This window comes from Plantactinospora sp. GCM10030261 (assembly GCF_042666615.1).
Classification (GTDB): Bacteria; Actinomycetota; Actinomycetes; order Mycobacteriales; family Micromonosporaceae; genus KBS50.
The window spans coordinates 39676-55654 of sequence record NZ_JBHTDD010000021.1; the positions used below are offsets into that span (position 1 = coordinate 39676).

A 15979-nucleotide genomic window follows, 5' to 3' on the forward strand; every position below is an offset into this window, starting at 1 on the left:
CTCGACTCGGCGCCGCGCCGCCGGAGTGGGCTGTCGACCTGGCGATCGTGGTGCTCGCCGGCGCCGCGACCGCCTACCGGATCCGGGCCGGTGCCGGTGAACCCGAGGAGCGACCACCCGACCTCGCCGGGTATGCCACCGGGCTGGCGATGAGCGTCCCGCTGCTGGTCCGGCGTCGCTGGCCGGCCGCGGTTCTCGCCGTGGTCGCCGGCCTGTGGATCCTCTACCACGTGCGGAACTACCCGGGTGGCGCACCGGCCGTCCCGATCTGGGTGGCGCTCTACTCGGCGGCGGCGGCGCCCCGGCGTACCGCGTCGTTGCCGGTCGCGATCGGGCTGATAGCACCCGGACGACCCGGTGGCCAGCCGGCTCAACCAGGGGCCCAAGTACGTGGTCTCCCGCACCCTGCGGGATCCGCAGTGGAGCAACACGATCGTCATCGACGGCGCCGACGACATCGCGAAACGGGTCGCCGAGATCAAGGAGCAACCCGGTGGCGAGGTGCAGATCCACGGCAGCGGCGCCCTGGCCCGGTCGCTGCTGGAACACGAACTGATCGACGAGTACCGGCTGTGGATCTATCCGGTGGTGGTGGGCGCGGGCCGGCGACTCTTCCCCGGCAGCGGCTGCCCGCTGGGCTTGACGCTGGCCGACACAGCGGTGACCGGAAGCGGTGTCATCGCCGCCACCTATCGCCGCGCGGCAAAGCCGACGTTCGCCTCCCTGCGAGTAAGGGATGCTTCCTAGCGGTTGTCGATCCGGTGTTCACGAGGCTGGGGCACGAACTCCACGAACGGCACCCGGCGACCGACCTCCCGGAAATCCGCCTCACTGCCGTCCACCTCGAAGCCCATCACGGTGCAGAGTCGTCGGGCCAGCGTCGGGTGCCGGCTCGCGTACCGGGCCATCAGATCGGCACCCCGTGCGGTGTCCAGGAGGACCGCGGTCGCTCGGGCGCGGTGCCGGCCGACCTGGATGGCCACGTCGGGATTGTGGCGGATGTTGCGGTACCACTGGGCGCTGGTACCGAAGCCCGAACAGACCTGGTACCGACCGCCCTCCCGGCCGACCGTCTCGATGACGACGTCGCGCCGGCGGCCGGAGACCCGACCCGTGTGCACCAGGTAGAGGAAGCGCCGACCGAGGACCGCGCCGAGGCCGACCCGGTAGACGTACACGGGCAACCGGAACAGCAGGCGGCGCATACCTGCCGGCGGTGCGGCCGGTCGTACAGTTCTCATGTGGACCTCCCGGGTGGGTGCGGCGGGGAACGTCGTGGCGCGCTGGTCATCGGTGCCTGCCGGTGAGGTTCCCGACACCCGGCGACTCCCGGTCGGGTGCGAGGAACCGGCGGAGGCCGTCGAGTTGCGCCCGGCCAAGGCGCAGCGCGTCGACCGGGGACAGTTCGGCCAGGTGTGCGAGGCTCCATTCGTCGAACGTGCGGAGCAGCGCCATTGTGGCCCGACCCTGCAACGACGCAGGCAGGTCGTCGCGTACCGCTCCGACCGAGCGTCCCACGGCGAGCGTCTGGTCCAGCCACCCCTGGACCGCCCCCCAGGCCCGGCCCAACGCGCTGTCCGCACCGGTTGGCGCTCCCGGTAGGTGGAACATGCGACCGAGCAGCAGGGCGGCCGGATCCCGCCCGGCGATCTCGGCGAGCCGGTCCAGCACATCGCCGACCCGGGCCCAGAAGTCGCCGCTGGCGAACTCGGCCGGCGCGGGGGGATCCAGGTCCCGTGCCAACGCGGCGGCCAACTCCTCGACGACGAGGTCGAACAGTTCCTGTTTGGCCGACACGTAGTAGTAGAACGAACTCTTGCTCATCGAGCAGACGCGGATGATCCGATTGAGCGATGCCTGTTCGTAGCCGGCATTGGCGAACTCCCGAGCCGCCGTTTCAATGAGCTGGCGACGCCGCTGCGGAGCCATTTCTGCGGCGGTACGCGGTGTCATTCGACAACCATACGTCCGTGTGGACCGCCTGGTCCACATTAATTTCACTGGCGCGACGTGACCGCCCTGCCCACACAAGTGCGACTGTCATGCGTGCGGCGTACCGCAGGGGGTAGACGGCCGGCGTGACGCGCCTCCGGATGGCCGCCGCGGTGCTGGCCCTCACCGCGGTCGCCGGCTGCGGCGGGCCGTCCCGGCCGCCGCCGGGTCCGTCGGCGAGCCCGGAGCCGCGCGCCCCCGCCGGATTCGTCGCCCTCGACGAGGTGGATCCGACGATCCGGCAGGAGATCCGTTACCACGGCGCGGACAACTTCGTCGGCCGGCCGATCGCCGGTTACCGCGAGCCGCTGTGCCTGCTCACCCGCCCGGCAGCCGACGCCCTGCGCCGCGCGCGGTCGCTCGCCCGCGCGGACGGCCGAGGCCTCCGGGTGTACGACTGCTACCGCCCGCGACGAGCCGTGGACGACTTCGTGGCCTGGGGCCGTGACCTCACCGACCAGCGGACCAAGCCGGCCTACTACCCGCGGGTGGACAAGGCGGCGCTGTTCGACGAGGGATATCTCGGCGCACCGAGCGCGCACAGTCGGGGCAGTACGGTGGACATCACCCTGGACGATGGTGCCGGTCCGGTCGACATGGGCACCCCGTTCGACCGATTCGATCCGTTGTCGCACACCACCGCCGCCGGGGTGAGCGCTCCGGCGCTGACCAATCGGCTGCTGCTGCGGCGCTACCTGACAAGCGTCGGTTTCGTGAACTACGACCGGGAGTGGTGGCACTACCGGCTGGCCGACGAGCCGTTCCCGGCGACCTACTTCGATTTCCCGGTGGCCCGCTCCGCGCTGCCGGAGAAGTGACAGCTCCTCAGGCGGGCACCGGGAGCCGGCCGCGGGCGAAGGCGTCCAGCCGACCCCACCGACCGGGAATGCCCAGCAACTCGATGCAACCCATGGACTCCGGGACCGACGGCTCCACCGACAGGTGGCCCTCCACCACCTCCATCCCGAGCATGACCTGGATCAGCATCAGCGGTGCCGCCGCCGACATACCCCGCGGCGCGGCCACCCCGGGGCGGGTCACCGGATACCGGGTCACCGCACGGTCGTACCCGGCGAAGGCCGCCGGCAGCCGACCCTTGAAGTAGTCGGCCGCCTCGATGATTCCCCCGGAAATCCGGGCGGCCGGTTCCATCATCCCGTACCGGCGCAGCCCGCAGGCCGCGATCGCGTTGTCGAACGGCCAGATGCTGCCGGTGTGCATGCCCACCGGGTTGTAGCGGCGGCTGTCGGTGGCCAACGTCCGCACCCCCCAGCCCGAGAAGAGCCGATCGCTCAGCAGGTGTTCGGCGACCCGCTCCGCCTTGTCCTCGTCGGCGATCCGGTTCCACAGCAGGTGACCGATGTTTGACGTGAGCGCGTCCACGGGTGTTCCGTCGGGAGCCAGGGCCACCGCGTAGTAACCGCGGTCGGCGATCCAGAAGTCCCGGTTGAACCGCTCCTTCAGCTCGGCGGCCTCCCGCTCCAGCCTGTCCGCGTACGCCGGGTCACCCCAGAACTGACGGGCCAGCCGCGCGCCGCGCAGCTTCGCCTCGTACGCGTAACCCTGCAACTCGCAGGTGGCCAACGGATAGCCGGGGAGTCGGCCGTCGCGCCAGGAAATGCTGTCCCGAGACGTTTTCCAGCACTGGTTGACCACGCCGGTTCGCTCGTCCCGACGATCGAACGCCAGGTAACCCCGACCCGTCAGGTCGGCGTACCGGTCGATCCAGGCCAGCGCCGAGCGGGTCTCGTGCTCCAGCTTGCGGACGAGGTCGTCGTCGCCGGACCACCGTTCGTACTCGTCGAGCAACACCACGAACAGCGGCGTCGTGTCGGCCGCGCCGAAGAAGAAGCCGTTCGGAACCTCCTCGAACGCCCCGCTCTCGCCGTACCGGATCTCGTAGATGACCTTGCCAGGCTCCTCGCCGCGAAAGTCGTTGCGGACCGTGCCGTGTGCCGTGGCGAGCGACACCAGAGTGGCCTGGCTCAGCGACGGCAGCAGCGGAACGGTCTGGAGGCAGGTGAACAGCGCGTCCCGACCGAAGAGCGTCATGTACCACGGCATGCCGGCCATCGGGAGCCGCAGTGGTGACGAGAGCGGGCTGTACCGCAGCGTGCACAGGTCGATCATGCTCTGCCGGTACGTGTCGCGCAGCGAGGACGAGTCGGAGTTGAGCCGCGGACCCTCGTCGATCCAGTCGTCGAGTTCCTGGCGGATCTGGACGCGTTCGCGGCCCTTGTGGGCGGCGAGACTGGCGCGCACATCCCGGCCCCGGGCGCCCCGCAACACCGCCTCGACGTGCAGCCCGGTCCGCCAGCCGCTGTGCGGTGGCACGGTGACGTCGAAGGTCATGCCCCGCTCGTCCACGGTCGCCGGCTCGCTCGACGACACGATGGTTTCCCGGACGAACGTCTCCCGCTCGTAGGTGAGCCGCAGGTGACCGTCCTGGACGGCGGCGTAGGTGTGGCCGACGCGCGGCCCATGCTCGCCGAGTCGCAACCACACCGTGTCGGCGAAGTCACTCGACATGTCGATCCGGATCCGGAAGCTCGCCGGCTCGTTGGCGTGGTTGAGCACCGCCAACTCCTCATCGAAGCTCGCCCCCACCCAACGGTGCCGGATCACCGACACCGCGGCGTCCACATAGTGCGTGGCGGCGCCGGGGACCAGGAAGAACCGGGCCTCGAAGTGACTCAGGTCGTCCACCGAGAGCGGATGCAGCCGTTCCCCGTTGAGGGTCAGCTCCCACTGGCTCAGGTGCCGCATGTCGAAGGAGTACATGCCCATTGAGCTGTTCTCGGCCGCCCGGATGTCGCCGGTCCGGTCGCTCAACACCCACAGGTTGCCGTCGATAAGGTTGACGGTGTTCGGGTCCATCGCTCACACCTCCCGGTCGCGGGAGGCGGCGGGAGCGGAGTGGGTCGAGAGCGGCAACAGTTCCCGTACGGCGGTGAGCAGCGCGAGGTCACCCTCCACGCTCACCAGGTTGCGGAAGAAGGCCGGATAGACGCCCTGCTCGCCGGCGAGAATCCGGGTGAACACGTCCCTGCGGGTCCGGATCACACAGTCCGCGTCCCAGTCCTCCCGTACCACTGACACGCTGCCCTCCTCGATGACCAGGACCCAGTGCTCGGCGATGTGGTTGCTGGAGAGGTCGAACCGCACCGTCCCGCTGTACTTGTCGGGAATCAGGTCGCGACCGTGCCGTTCGAGGTCGGCGAAGAAGTCTCCGATCGTGTCGGTCATCCGCCCCCCTTGTCCTTCGTGCCGCCGGCAGGCTGTGGTCAGGGTCCGGCGTCACCGCCCGCACAGCGTCGCCGCCCGGCGGGTGGTCCGCCATCACCCGGACCGGATGAGACCAGCGGGCGGATGCGGTGGAACAGCTGGGCGCCGGTGCGGGCCGGTTGCCGGCCGCCGTTTGCTCAGCCCTGGTAGTCGGCGGGTGGCCGGTGCGGATCGGGGAGCAGGCCGGGAATCTCGTCACCGGTCAGGAAGGCCCGGACCACCGCCCGGAAACCGTCCGGGTCGTCCGACCAGGCGTCGTGGCCGGCTTCGGGCAGGTAGGCGAGCCGGCTGTCCGGCAGTACGTCCAGGTAACCGGTGGCGGAGGCCCAGTCCAGGTAGTCACACCGGCCCTTGACGACCAGGGTGGGCAGCGGCAGGCCACGCAGCCGGCCGGCCACGTCCGGGACCGGCGGTCGGCTGGCCGACTGGGGGACCTGGTTGGCGAAGAACCCGTTGCCGTACAGCGGCGGTGGCGGCGGTTCGTCGGCGCAGTGCAGCGCCGAGCGGGTCGCCGCGTAAACCCGGTCCTGCCGGGCGTCCAACTCCCGATCACCGGCGAAGGCGTGTGCCGCCGCCGGGCTCACCTGCAACAGCGTGTATGCCAGCAGCGCCCGTGGCGGCGCGAGCAGGCGGTACAGCCGCCACCGGTCCACCGCCTCCAGCCGGCGCTGCGGCATGCCACCCACCCCGTCCTTGGCCAGGTCACCCGGGGAGGACAGGACCAGCCGCTCGACCCGCCGCGGATGCGCCGCGGCGTACGCCGCCGCGAGAAAGCCGCCGTACGAATGACCGAGCAGCACCATCCGGTCCGCGCCGATCCGGCGGCGTACCTCCTCCAGGTCGGCCACGGCCAGGTCGACGGTGTAGCCCCCCGGATCGGCCAGCCGGCTTGACCCGCCGCTGCCGCGTTGCGCGTACGCCCACACGTCACGCCCGTCCACGGCGAGGGCACCCAGCGTGGTGAGCATGCCGGCCAGGTCCGGCACCCCGGGTCCGCCGTGCAGGACGACGACCGGGGCACCCGAGCGGCGGTCCGCCGGCGCCGGCACCATCCCGTACGCGAGCCGCCCGCCGTCCGGAAGCGTCCAGGTGCCCGCGCCGGGTGGCGGGGCCGGCACGCGTACCGGGTCGCCGAGCGGGACCAGGACGGCACCCAGCAGGACCACGGTCCCCACCCCGCCTGCCAGCGCGGCGGTCCGGTGCCGCATCGGTCGCCACCGCCCGACCCGGACACCGGTGAGCCAGGTCCCGAGACCAGTGAGCACGCCGACGGCCAGGAACACCGCCGGCACGTCGGTCACCAGGGTGGCCACCGCGGTCCCAGCCAGCGCGATGAGGATCGACAGGCCGGCCAGCAGGGCGACGCCGGTCGCCCTGCCGAGTCGGGCCGGCCACCGGTTGTTCCCCCTGGTTCGCGTCATCGCCCCATGATCGCCCGCGGCCGTCCGGGTGTCGTCCCCCCAGGGGGAGCCGCCAGCTCCCCCTGGCGTGGGATGCCCGCCCGACGAGAGGAGGGCAGGCCCTGGACCGCTGAGCGCGGACGGCGCGTGGGTCCCTTGTTGACGCCTGGGCGTCAACAAGGGACCTTCCCCCGCCAATCAGGCGGCGGTGAGCGCCGGACCGTCGAGGGGCGCCGGTACGTCGGCCGGCCGCAGCGCCAGGGCCAGCACGTCGGACACGTCCGCCAGGGTGTGGACGGTCAACGCCGACCGCACCTCCGCCGGCAGGTCGTCCAGGTCCGGCTCGTTGCGCGCCGGGATAATCACCTCGGTGCGCCCGGCCCGGTGCGCGGCCAGCAGCTTCTGCTTGACGCCACCGATCGGCAGGACCCGACCGGAGAGGGTCACCTCGCCGGTCATCCCGAATTCGGGGCGTACCGGCCGCCCGCTGGCCAGCGAGGCCAGCGCGGTGACCATGGTGATGCCCGCGCTCGGCCCGTCCTTGGGCACCGCACCGGCCGGGACATGCAGGTGGATCCGCCGCCCGGCGAGCGCGTTGGGGTCCAACCCCAACCGCCGCCCGTTCGAGCGCAGGTAGGACAGGGCGATGTGCGCCGACTCCTTCATCACCTCGCCGAGCTGGCCGGTCAGCGTCAGTCCCGGCTCGCCATCCATCGAGGTGGCCTCGATGAACAGCACGTCGCCGCCGGCACCGGTCACCGCGAGACCGGTCGCGACGCCCGGCACGGCCGTGCGTTCCGCCGACTCCGGGGTGAACTTCGGCCGGCCCAGGTAGCGGGCCAGGTCGGACGCGTCGACCCGGACCGGCGCCGGGTCGGACGCCAGCGCGACCGCGACCTTGCGCAGGATCCTGGCCAGTGCGCGTTCCAGTTGCCGGACGCCCGCCTCCCGGGTGTGCTCACCGGCGACCCGGTGCAGCGCCTCGTCCGAGATGGTCGCCTCGTCGGCGGTTAAGCCGGCCCGTTCGAGCTGGCGGGGCAGCAGGTGGTCCCGGGCGATGGCCACCTTCTCGTCCTCGGTGTAGCCGTCCAGGGTGACCAGTTCCATCCGGTCCAGCAGCGGCCCGGGGATGCTCTCCACCACGTTCGCGGTGGCCAGGAACAGCACGTCGGACAGGTCGAGGTCGACCTCCAGGTAGTGGTCCCGGAAGGTGTGGTTCTGCGCCGGGTCGAGCACCTCCAGCAGGGCGGCGGCCGGGTCACCGGCGTACCCCGCGGAGACCTTGTCGACCTCGTCCAGCAACACCACCGGGTTCATCGAGCCGGCCTCGCGCAGCGCCCGCACGATCCGGCCGGGCAGCGCGCCGACGTAGGTCCGCCGGTGACCCCGGATCTCGGCCTCGTCCCGGATCCCGCCGAGCGAGACCCGGACGAACCTGCGGCCCAGCGCCCGGGCGACCGACTCGCCGAGGCTGGTCTTGCCGACCCCGGGCGGGCCGGCAAGCGCGAGCACGGCGCCGGAGCCGCGCCCGCCGACGACGCCGAGGTTGCGCTCCGCCCGCCGGTTGCGCACCGCGAGGTATTCCAGGATCCGGTCCTTCACGTCGGCCAGCCCGGCGTGGTCGGTGTCCAGCACCGCACGCGCCGCGGCCAGGTCGGTGTTGTCCTCGGTACGCGTTGACCACGGCATCTCCAGGACGGTGTCCAGCCAGGTCCGGATCCAGCTCGACTCGGGGGACTGGTCGCTGGCGCGTTCCAGCTTGCCCACCTCGCGCAGCGCCGCCTCGCGTACCTTCTCCGGCAGCTCGGCGGACTCGATCCGGGACCGGTAGTCGGCCGATCCGTCCGGCTCGTCCTCGCCGAGTTCCTTACGGATGGCGGCGAGCTGCTGGCGGAGCAGGAACTCCCGCTGGGACTTCTCCAGCCCTTCCCGGACGTCGCTGTTGATCTGCTCGTTCACCTCCTGCTCGGCGAGGTGCTCCTTCACCCAGCCGACAAGCAGTTCCAGCCGGGCCGTGACGTCCGGCGCGGCGAGCAGCTCCACCTTCTGCGACAGGCTGAGCCAGGGTGCGTAGCCGGCCGAGTCGGCCAGCTCACCGAGGTCGGTCATCCGCTCCATGGCGTCGATGACCTGCCAGGCGCCCCGATCGGAGAGCACCGAGGTCATCAGGGCCCGGTATTCCCGGGCGAGTTCCTTGGCCTTGCCGGCCGGGGCCGGCTCGTCGATGACGCTGGCCTCCACCCAGAGGGCGGCGCCGGGGCCGGGTACGCCGGCACCGATCCGGGCCCGGGTGAGGCCGCGCACCACGGCGGCCGGTTCCCCGCTGGTCAGCCGGCCGACCTTGTCGATCTGGGCGATCACGCCCACCGAGCCGTACTCGCCGTCGACCCGGGGAACGGCCAGGACCTTCCGGTCGCCGGTGGCGCGGGCCGCGTCGACGGCGGCCTGCGTGGTCGGGTCGAGGGTCACCGGGACGACCATCCCGGGCAGCAGGACGGCGTCGGTCAGTGGCAGAACGGGAAGAGTTGCCATCACACACCTGCGATTCAGTTAGTTGAGCGTGAAAGGCTCAAGTAACAAAAGAGCACCCCTGTTCCCCATGGTGAGCCTAGAGTGATCCACGACACACCCGGTACCTTCGCGGATAAAGCCGGGGAGGAACCATGAGCGAGGAAGTCCGGGGTGTCATCTCCCGCGCCAAGGGCGCACCGGTCGAGGTGGTCCCGATCCTGGTCCCCGATCCGGGGCCGGGCGAGGCGGTGGTGCGGGTGCGGGCGTGTGGGGTCTGTCACACCGACCTGCACTACCGGGAGGGTGGCATCGCCGACGACTACCCGTTCCTGCTCGGCCACGAGGCGGCCGGCGTGGTGGAGCGCGTCGGGGCCGGTGTGGACAACGTCGCGCCGGGCGACTTCGTGGTGCTCAACTGGCGTGCCGTCTGCGGCACCTGCCGGGCCTGTCGGCGCGGTCGGCCGTGGTACTGCTTCAACACCCACAACGCGGCCCAACGGATGACCCTCGCCGACGGCACGGAGCTGAGCCCGGCCCTGGGGATCGGTGCTTTCGCCGACAAGACCCTGGTGCACGCCGGCCAGTGCACCCCGGTGGATCCGGCGGCCCGGCCGGCCGCCGTGGGGCTGCTCGGCTGCGGCGTGATGGCCGGTCTGGGCGCCGCCATGAACACCGGTGGAGTGACCCAGGGCGACTCGGTTGCCGTCATCGGCTGCGGCGGCGTGGGCGACGGCGCGATCGCCGGCGCCGCGCTGGCCGGCGCCACCACCATCATCGCGGTGGACACGGACCCCCGGAAGTTGGAATGGGCCCGAGGCTTCGGTGCCACCCACACGGTCGACGCGTCCAGCACGGACCCGGTCGCGGCGATCCAGGAGGCGACCGGCGGCTTCGGCGCCGACGTGGTCATCGACGCCGTGGGACGCCCGGAGACCTGGCGGCAGGCGTTCTACGCCCGGGACCTGGCCGGCACGGTTGTCCTGGTGGGCGTGCCCACCCCGCAGATGCGGATCGAGCTGCCCCTGCTCGACGTGTTCAGCCGCGGCGGCTCGCTGAAGTCGAGCTGGTACGGCGACTGCCTGCCGGGTCGCGACTTCCCGATGCTTACCGAGCTGTACCGGCAGGGCCGGCTCGACCTGGATGCCTTCGTCACCGAGGAAATCGGGCTGACCGATGTCGAGGAGGCGTTCGCCCGGATGCGTTCCGGCGACGTCCTCCGGTCGGTGGTCATCTTCTGAGCACTCCCGCTGTCCGCAGCGCCGCGTCGTGCAGGGCCGGGTCGCGGGTGAACAGGGTTGGACCCGGTGCCGGCGCGGGTCGACCATCAAGTCCGGTGACCCGCCCGCCGGCCTCGGTGACGATCAGGGAGGTGGCGGCGAAGTCCCAGAGCTGACCCCGGGTCTGCACGGCCAGGTCCAGATCACCGGCCGCCACCAGCAGCGCGGCGTGGGTGCGCCATGGCGTCGGCCGCAGCACCGCGGTCAGCGGGGCGATCAGTTCCCGGTCGGCCGGGGTGAGGTGCGGCTCGCTGGGCACCACGCCGAACCTGCTGCCGGCGAGCGTGGTCGTCGGGTCGGCGGGGAGCGCCAGCCGGTGTGGCCGGCCGATCGCCGGACCGTCGAACTCGGCGCGATATGCGCCACCGCCGCGCTCCGCCCACCAGATCTCCCGCCGCGCCGGGACGACCGCCACACCCACGGTGATATCGCCGGCCGATTCCAGGGCGAGCAGCACCAACCAGCGGTCGTCGCCGGTGACGAACAGCGCGGTGCCGTCGATCGGGTCGATGATCCAGCGTCGGTTCGCGGTTCCGGTCTGCCCGGTCTCCTCGCCCAGGATCGCGTCCTCCGGACGGGCCTCGCCGAGCACCGCCCGAATGGCCGACTCCACAGCCCGGTCGGCCTCGGTGACCACGCTTCCGTCCGGCTTCGTCTCGTGGCGCAGCCGGGCCAGTGCCGCGAAGTGGGCCATGCCGACAGTCGCGCCGGCCAGCGCCGCTCGTCGGCCGAGCGAAGGGTCGTCTTCCATGATCGGAATGGTAATCCGGGTACGCGTTTCCCGGTCTCGACCCGGAGGTCCGGCGGTCCGGGCATGCTCGGACCAGGTGGGGACGAGGAGGCGCGGCGTGAAGACCTACCACAGCGACTGGACCGAGGAGCAGTCCGCGGTCTACGACGAGAGCTACGGCATCGGGCAGGCGTGGGCGCGGGACCCGGAGACGCCGTCCGAGGACCTGCAACAGGTGGTGAACCTCGCCGCGGCGGACGACGACGACCTCGACGGGGTCGAACTCAGCTATCCGCCGCTGGTGGAGGCGGTGTCGGACGCCACCGGCCGGCTGGTGGAGAGCGTGCCGGCGATGAAGCACGAGCCTGGCTTCGCCGGCTTCGTCGATGGTGCTCGCGACGCCGTCTCCCGCGACGTGTTCGGGTTGTGAGGCGACGATGGTTTGGCCGGTCACGGCGCGGGTAGCCGGGCCCGCCGGTCCGGGCGCGGGGCCCGCCGGTCCGGGCGCGGGGCCCGCCGGTCCGGGCGCGGGGCCCGCCGGTCCGGACGCCTCAGCCGGTTCGAGGGTGGGAGAGGGGTTGTCATGACGGTGGCGATACGGGCGGTCGAGCTGCCGTCCCGGCAGCGGATGCCGGCGCTCGGCCAGGGGACCTGGTATCTGGGGGAGGACCCGGCGGCTCGGTCCGCGGAAATCGCCGCGCTCCGGCTGGGCCTGGACCTCGGCCTCGCGATGATCGACACCGCCGAGATGTACGGCGACGGTGCCGCCGAGGAACTGGTCGCCGAGGCGATCGGCGACCACCGCGACGAGGTCGTCCTGGTCGACAAGGTGATGCCGTCCAACGCCAGCCGGCAGGGCGTCGTACGGGCGTGCGACCGGAGTCTGCGCCGGCTGGGCACCGATCGCATCGACCTCTATCTGCTGCACTGGCGTGGTCGCCACCCGCTCGCCGAGACGGTGGAGGCATTCACCGACCTGGTGGCGGCCGGCAAGATCCTCCACTGGGGAGTGAGCAACTTCGACCTCGCCGACATGACGGAGCTGATGGCGGTCGGGGGTGAAGCCTGCGCCACCAACCAGATCCTTTACAACCTCGGCCGCCGGGGCGCGGAGTACGAGTTGCTGCCGTGGCACCGCGAGCGCGGCATCCCGGTGCTCGCCTACTCCCCGATCGAGCAGGGGCGCCTGCTCGACCATCCGCCGGTGCTCGCGGTCGCGGCCCGGCACGGTGTGTCACCGGCGCAGGTGGCGCTGGCCTGGGTGCTGCGGCAGGAGGGCGTCGCGGCCATCCCTCGCTCCACGGATCCGGCACACGTCCGCCAGAACGCTGCCGCGCTCGATCTCGCCCTCACCGAGCAGGATCTCGCCGAACTCGACAGGGCCTTCCCGGCGCCGACGGCGTCGCGCCCACTGGAAATGATCTGAGCTGGGGTCTCGATCCGAGCCGGCCGGCCCCGGCCCGAACTGCGACGGGTGGCGTGCCGAACTACAGTGAGGAACGACCGCTGGCGCGGCGTTCGCCGGAGCCGATCGGAGGCGGGCGGAATGCTCATCGACCTCGGCGAGACCACCGACCTCCGCGAGCCCGACCTCGATCGGGAGCGACCCGGGCGGACCGGCCTGGATCGGCGTCCACGGATCGGCGCCCTGCTGCTCCTGGTCCTGCTGCTGGTGGCCGGCGCTGCCCCCAGCGGCCCCGAGACGACCGGGGTGCGCCCGTCCGGCACAGTGCCGATCGCAGTCGGGGGCACCTTCGCGATCACCTCCGACCTGCTGCTGGTCAGCGAGCCGGACGGGACGGCGGCCACCCTCACCGGGTACGCCGTGCCGGGCGGTCGGCCACGGTGGCGGGTGCCGATGTCCGGTGTCATGGCCTTCACCGCCATCCGCGCCGGCGATCTGGTCCTGCTGACCGAGTTCGGGTCGTACGGGCAGCGGCTGCGTACCGTGGCCCGCTCCGCCGCGTCCGGCGTTCTCCGCTGGTCCCGGCCGGGTCGGGTGCTGACCTCCACGGATCTGGCAACCGGGTTCGCGGTCAACGAGGTGCGCAGCGTGGCGGGGCCGGCCCGACGGGTGGAGGGGCCGGTCATCGCCGTGGACCTCGCCACCGGGTCACCGCGATGGGACATCACCGTGACCGGGACCGCCGTCGTGGCGCCGGTCGTGTCCGGTGCGCCCGGCGTGCTCGTGGTGCACGACACCGGCGAGGCCCAGGTGCTCGACGCGGGCACCGGCGCCGCGGTCGGGTCGGTCCGGTTGCCCCCGACCGACTACGCGCCGGACAACCCGGCGGTCGTGGGCGACCGGCTCATCCTGCGCCACCGGGTGGATGGGGTGCCGACGGTCAGCTCGTACGAGTTGCCGGGGCTGCGCCGCACGTGGTCTGCGCCGGCGGACGACGGTCTCGGGGACGTGCGGTCCTGCGGCCGGCTGGCCTGCCTGCTGAGCGGCGTGGGGATCCGCGCGGTCGACCCGTCCACCGGGGTCACCAGGTGGCAGGTGGCGGCCACCGGGTGGCGGACCGTTTCCCGCCGCGGCGGTGGCGAGATCGCCACCCGTCCGGACGCCGAGCAGCGGCGCCTCCTGGTCGGGGTGCTCGACGATCGGGGGGGACGGGTGGTGGGCGTCCTGCCGCCGGCTGCCGTCGACTGTCGTGCCCACCAGCCGCTGCTGGTCTGCCGCACCGGGGACGACCACCTCGGGGTGTGGCGCATCGGCCGGCCGTGAGGCTTGGCCGATGCTCCAGCGTTGTTGATCAAGAGCCGTGCGTCACCGGTAACCGCTTCCGGTGACGCACGGCTCTTGATCAACGGGGCGGGGTCGGATCAGCCGAACCGGACGTGCCGCCGGGTGCGCAACCGGATTCCGCTGATGAGCGCCACCAGCAGCACCAGGGCGACGGTGAAGAGCGCACCGTGCAGCAGACCGCGGGTGAGGTAACCGGTGTCGGTGTGGTCGACGGCGTACGTGGTGATCTCCCGGCTGGCCCAGAACGGTGCGATCCTGGCGGCGCTGTCCGCCGGGTCCATGGTCATCTGCACCCCCACGATGGTCAGCAGCAGCAGGGTGCCCTCCATCTCGCGGGAGAGCAGCGCGCCGATCAGCATGCCGAGGGGCGCCGCGACCAGGACACAGGTCAGCAATGCGAGCGCCGTCGCGCCGAGTCGCAGGGTCGGCATGTCGACCGCGAGGAGGATGAGGAACGGCACCGCGAGCGGGAGCCCGAGCAGCCAGATGCCGAGCATCCGGCCGCCGTAGAGGTGGTGGGTGCGGTAGCCGCCCAGGCGCAGCCGGGTCTCCATCTCCCGCGCCGAGGTGGTGGCGAACAGCGCCGCCACGCTTACCGCCCAGCCGATGCCGAGCAGCAGGGAACGGACCGACTGGCCGATCGAGTCGTCCCGACGCATGACGTAGAACCCCAACGGCAGGAGCAGCAACAGCAGCAGCACACCGCGTCGCCGCACCAGTTGGCGCACCGTCATCTCGGCGACGGTCAACGACTTGCCCATCAGGCCACCCCCGCCGGCACGCCGGTCAGATCCAGCACCGCGTCCACCCGGTCCAGCTCGGTGAGCAGGTGGGTGACCACCACGATGGCCGTCCCATCGGCGCGTAGCCGGCCCAGGTCCTCCCACAGGTCCAGGTACGCCCCCCGGTCGAAGCCCTGGTACGGCTCGTCCAGCAGCAGCACCTCCGGCCCACCGAGGGTGGACATGGTGAGGTTGAGCTTCTGCCGGGTGCCGCCGGACAGGTGCCGGGCGGTGACGTCGCGCGGCACCTCCCAGTCGAGCCGGGCCGCCGCCGCGCGGCCCAACCGCCGGGACCGTTGCCGATCCAGACCATGGCCCGCCCCGACCAGGATGAAATGCTCGTCCGGGAGCAGGAAGTCGGCGGTCCCGCCCTGCTGGGGGCAGAAGGCCAACCGCCCGGACACGGTGACCTCGCCGTCGTCCGGCGACATCAGGCCGGCGCAGATCCGCAGCAGGGTGCTCTTGCCGCAGCCGTTCGCGCCGACCACCGCCACGATCTCGCCGGCCCGTACCGTCAGGTCCACCCCGCGCAGCACCTCGCGGCGCCCGTACCGCTTGCGGATGCCGCGCGCCGCGAGCCGCACCGGCCCGGGCTGGGTGCGCGGCGCGGACCTCGCCGCCGGCGCCGCGGTCGGTCGCGGCCGAGCATCGGCCCGGAGGCTGTCCACGATCCGGTCGGCGTACCCGTCGGGTCGGCCGAACGCGGTGGCCGGGTGGTGCCCGCTGTCCCGCAGGTGCGCGCCGGCCTCCGCGACGATCTGCCGGACGACGTCCGGCCCGATCCCGCGTCGGTGCAGCTCGGCGGCGAAGGCCCCGAGCCACTGGTCGTCGTTCACCGGTTGACCGCCTCTCGCAACAGGGTCTCCACCGGGCCGGTGAAGACCTGCCAGTCCCGGGCCCCGGCGGTGACCGCGGCCCGTCCGGCGTCGGTGATCCGGTAGTACTTGCGCGCCGGACCCGCGGTGCCCTCGCGCCAGTACGCCTCGACGAGGCCGGTGCGTTGCAGGCGCAGCAGCACCGGATAGAGCGTGCCGCCCTGCACCTGCCCGACACCGGCCGACTCCAGCGCCTGGGACAGTTGGTAACCGTACGAGTCCCCGGCATCCAGCAGGGCGAGAACGCAGAGGTCGAGCACCCCGCGAAGCCACTGGCTGCGCCGTTCCGGATCCACCCGGAAAAGGTAGCGGAGCAATCTAGATTGCACAACCAGCTAGTGCGGCGACGCGCCCGTTTACCGGCGCGTCGCAGTCGAC

At 72.1% G+C, this 15979-nt stretch carries 16 protein-coding genes; 6 read left to right on the plus strand and 10 right to left on the minus strand.

Going from position 1 to position 15979, the window contains the following annotated elements; all coding sequences use genetic code 11:
* The first annotated feature begins 357 nt into the window (after positions 1-357).
* Positions 358-747 (plus strand): dihydrofolate reductase family protein, encoded by a 390-nt coding sequence (locus tag ACFQUZ_RS22775; RefSeq protein ID WP_377445688.1) that lies wholly within the window; start codon positions 358-360, stop codon positions 745-747.
* On the opposite strand, the gene ACFQUZ_RS22780 is transcribed toward ACFQUZ_RS22775, so the two are convergent.
* Both ACFQUZ_RS22780 and ACFQUZ_RS22785 read right to left on the minus strand, forming a co-directional pair.
* Positions 744-1241 carry a nitroreductase family deazaflavin-dependent oxidoreductase gene (locus ACFQUZ_RS22780; RefSeq protein ID WP_377445690.1) on the minus strand — a complete coding sequence of 166 codons (498 nt, stop codon included), beginning with the start codon at positions 1239-1241 and terminating at the stop codon, positions 744-746. The genes ACFQUZ_RS22775 and ACFQUZ_RS22780 overlap by 4 nt on opposite strands.
* Positions 1242-1287: 46 nt before the next feature.
* A complete protein-coding gene (locus ACFQUZ_RS22785; RefSeq protein ID WP_377445691.1) occupies positions 1288-1953 on the minus strand; it encodes a TetR/AcrR family transcriptional regulator in 666 nt (221 codons plus the stop codon).
* A 125-nt stretch (positions 1954-2078) separates the two neighbouring features.
* Here ACFQUZ_RS22785 and ACFQUZ_RS22790 point away from each other — a divergent pair, with 125 nt between their 5' ends.
* The gene (locus ACFQUZ_RS22790; RefSeq protein WP_377445692.1) at positions 2079-2810 is read left to right on the plus strand and encodes a M15 family metallopeptidase; all 732 of its coding nucleotides are present in this window, start codon (positions 2079-2081) and stop codon (positions 2808-2810) included.
* A 7-nt stretch (positions 2811-2817) separates the two neighbouring features.
* Here the strand turns inward: ACFQUZ_RS22790 and ACFQUZ_RS22795 are convergent, their stop codons facing one another.
* The 4 genes from ACFQUZ_RS22795 to lon all read right to left on the minus strand — a co-directional run bounded on the left by ACFQUZ_RS22795 (position 2818) and on the right by lon (position 9209).
* A complete protein-coding gene (locus ACFQUZ_RS22795) occupies positions 2818-4869 on the minus strand; it encodes a glycogen debranching N-terminal domain-containing protein (RefSeq protein ID WP_377445693.1) in 2052 nt (683 codons plus the stop codon).
* A 3-nt stretch (positions 4870-4872) separates the two neighbouring features.
* The gene (locus ACFQUZ_RS22800; RefSeq protein ID WP_377445694.1) at positions 4873-5238 is read right to left on the minus strand and encodes an SCP2 sterol-binding domain-containing protein; all 366 of its coding nucleotides are present in this window, start codon (positions 5236-5238) and stop codon (positions 4873-4875) included.
* A 176-nt stretch (positions 5239-5414) separates the two neighbouring features.
* Positions 5415-6698: an alpha/beta fold hydrolase gene (locus ACFQUZ_RS22805; RefSeq protein ID WP_377445695.1), complete on the minus strand. Its 1284-nt coding sequence runs from the start codon at positions 6696-6698 to the stop codon at positions 5415-5417.
* Between the two features lie 177 nt (positions 6699-6875).
* Positions 6876-9209, minus strand: a complete 2334-nt coding sequence (gene lon / locus ACFQUZ_RS22810; RefSeq protein ID WP_377445697.1) for an endopeptidase La — start codon at positions 9207-9209, stop codon at positions 6876-6878.
* A 131-nt stretch (positions 9210-9340) separates the two neighbouring features.
* Between lon and ACFQUZ_RS22815 the strand changes: the two genes are divergently transcribed.
* Positions 9341-10426 (plus strand): S-(hydroxymethyl)mycothiol dehydrogenase, encoded by a 1086-nt coding sequence (locus ACFQUZ_RS22815; protein WP_377445698.1) that lies wholly within the window; start codon positions 9341-9343, stop codon positions 10424-10426.
* Here ACFQUZ_RS22815 and ACFQUZ_RS22820 read toward each other — a convergent pair.
* On the minus strand, positions 10416-11216 hold the full coding sequence (locus ACFQUZ_RS22820; protein WP_377445699.1) for an inositol monophosphatase family protein: 801 nt from the start codon (positions 11214-11216) through the stop codon (positions 10416-10418). The two genes, ACFQUZ_RS22815 and ACFQUZ_RS22820, sit on opposite strands and share 11 nt — an antisense overlap.
* Positions 11217-11313: 97 nt before the next feature.
* Here ACFQUZ_RS22820 and ACFQUZ_RS22825 point away from each other — a divergent pair, with 97 nt between their 5' ends.
* The 3 genes from ACFQUZ_RS22825 (at position 11314) to ACFQUZ_RS22835 (ending at position 13923) form a co-directional block, all read left to right on the plus strand.
* Positions 11314-11625: a hypothetical protein gene (locus ACFQUZ_RS22825; protein WP_377445701.1), complete on the plus strand. Its 312-nt coding sequence runs from the start codon at positions 11314-11316 to the stop codon at positions 11623-11625.
* Between the two features lie 153 nt (positions 11626-11778).
* The gene (locus ACFQUZ_RS22830) at positions 11779-12621 is read left to right on the plus strand and encodes an aldo/keto reductase (protein WP_377445703.1); all 843 of its coding nucleotides are present in this window, start codon (positions 11779-11781) and stop codon (positions 12619-12621) included.
* A 120-nt stretch (positions 12622-12741) separates the two neighbouring features.
* Complete coding sequence (locus tag ACFQUZ_RS22835; RefSeq protein ID WP_377445705.1) at positions 12742-13923, plus strand: PQQ-binding-like beta-propeller repeat protein; 1182 nt, start codon at positions 12742-12744, stop codon at positions 13921-13923.
* 98 nt (positions 13924-14021) lie between these two features.
* Here ACFQUZ_RS22835 and ACFQUZ_RS22840 read toward each other — a convergent pair whose 3' ends face one another.
* The 3 genes from ACFQUZ_RS22840 to ACFQUZ_RS22850 are packed head-to-tail and all read right to left on the minus strand — an operon-like array spanning position 14022 to position 15897.
* Positions 14022-14705 (minus strand): hypothetical protein, encoded by a 684-nt coding sequence (locus tag ACFQUZ_RS22840; protein ID WP_377445706.1) that lies wholly within the window; start codon positions 14703-14705, stop codon positions 14022-14024.
* Entirely contained in the window at positions 14705-15562 is an 858-nt protein-coding gene (locus tag ACFQUZ_RS22845) for an ATP-binding cassette domain-containing protein (RefSeq protein WP_377445708.1), read from the minus strand. The genes ACFQUZ_RS22840 and ACFQUZ_RS22845 overlap by 1 nt, the downstream gene beginning before the upstream one ends.
* The gene (locus ACFQUZ_RS22850) at positions 15559-15897 is read right to left on the minus strand and encodes a PadR family transcriptional regulator (protein WP_377445710.1); all 339 of its coding nucleotides are present in this window, start codon (positions 15895-15897) and stop codon (positions 15559-15561) included. Before ACFQUZ_RS22850 ends, ACFQUZ_RS22845 begins: the two co-directional genes overlap by 4 nt.
* Positions 15898-15979: the final 82 nt, after the last annotated feature.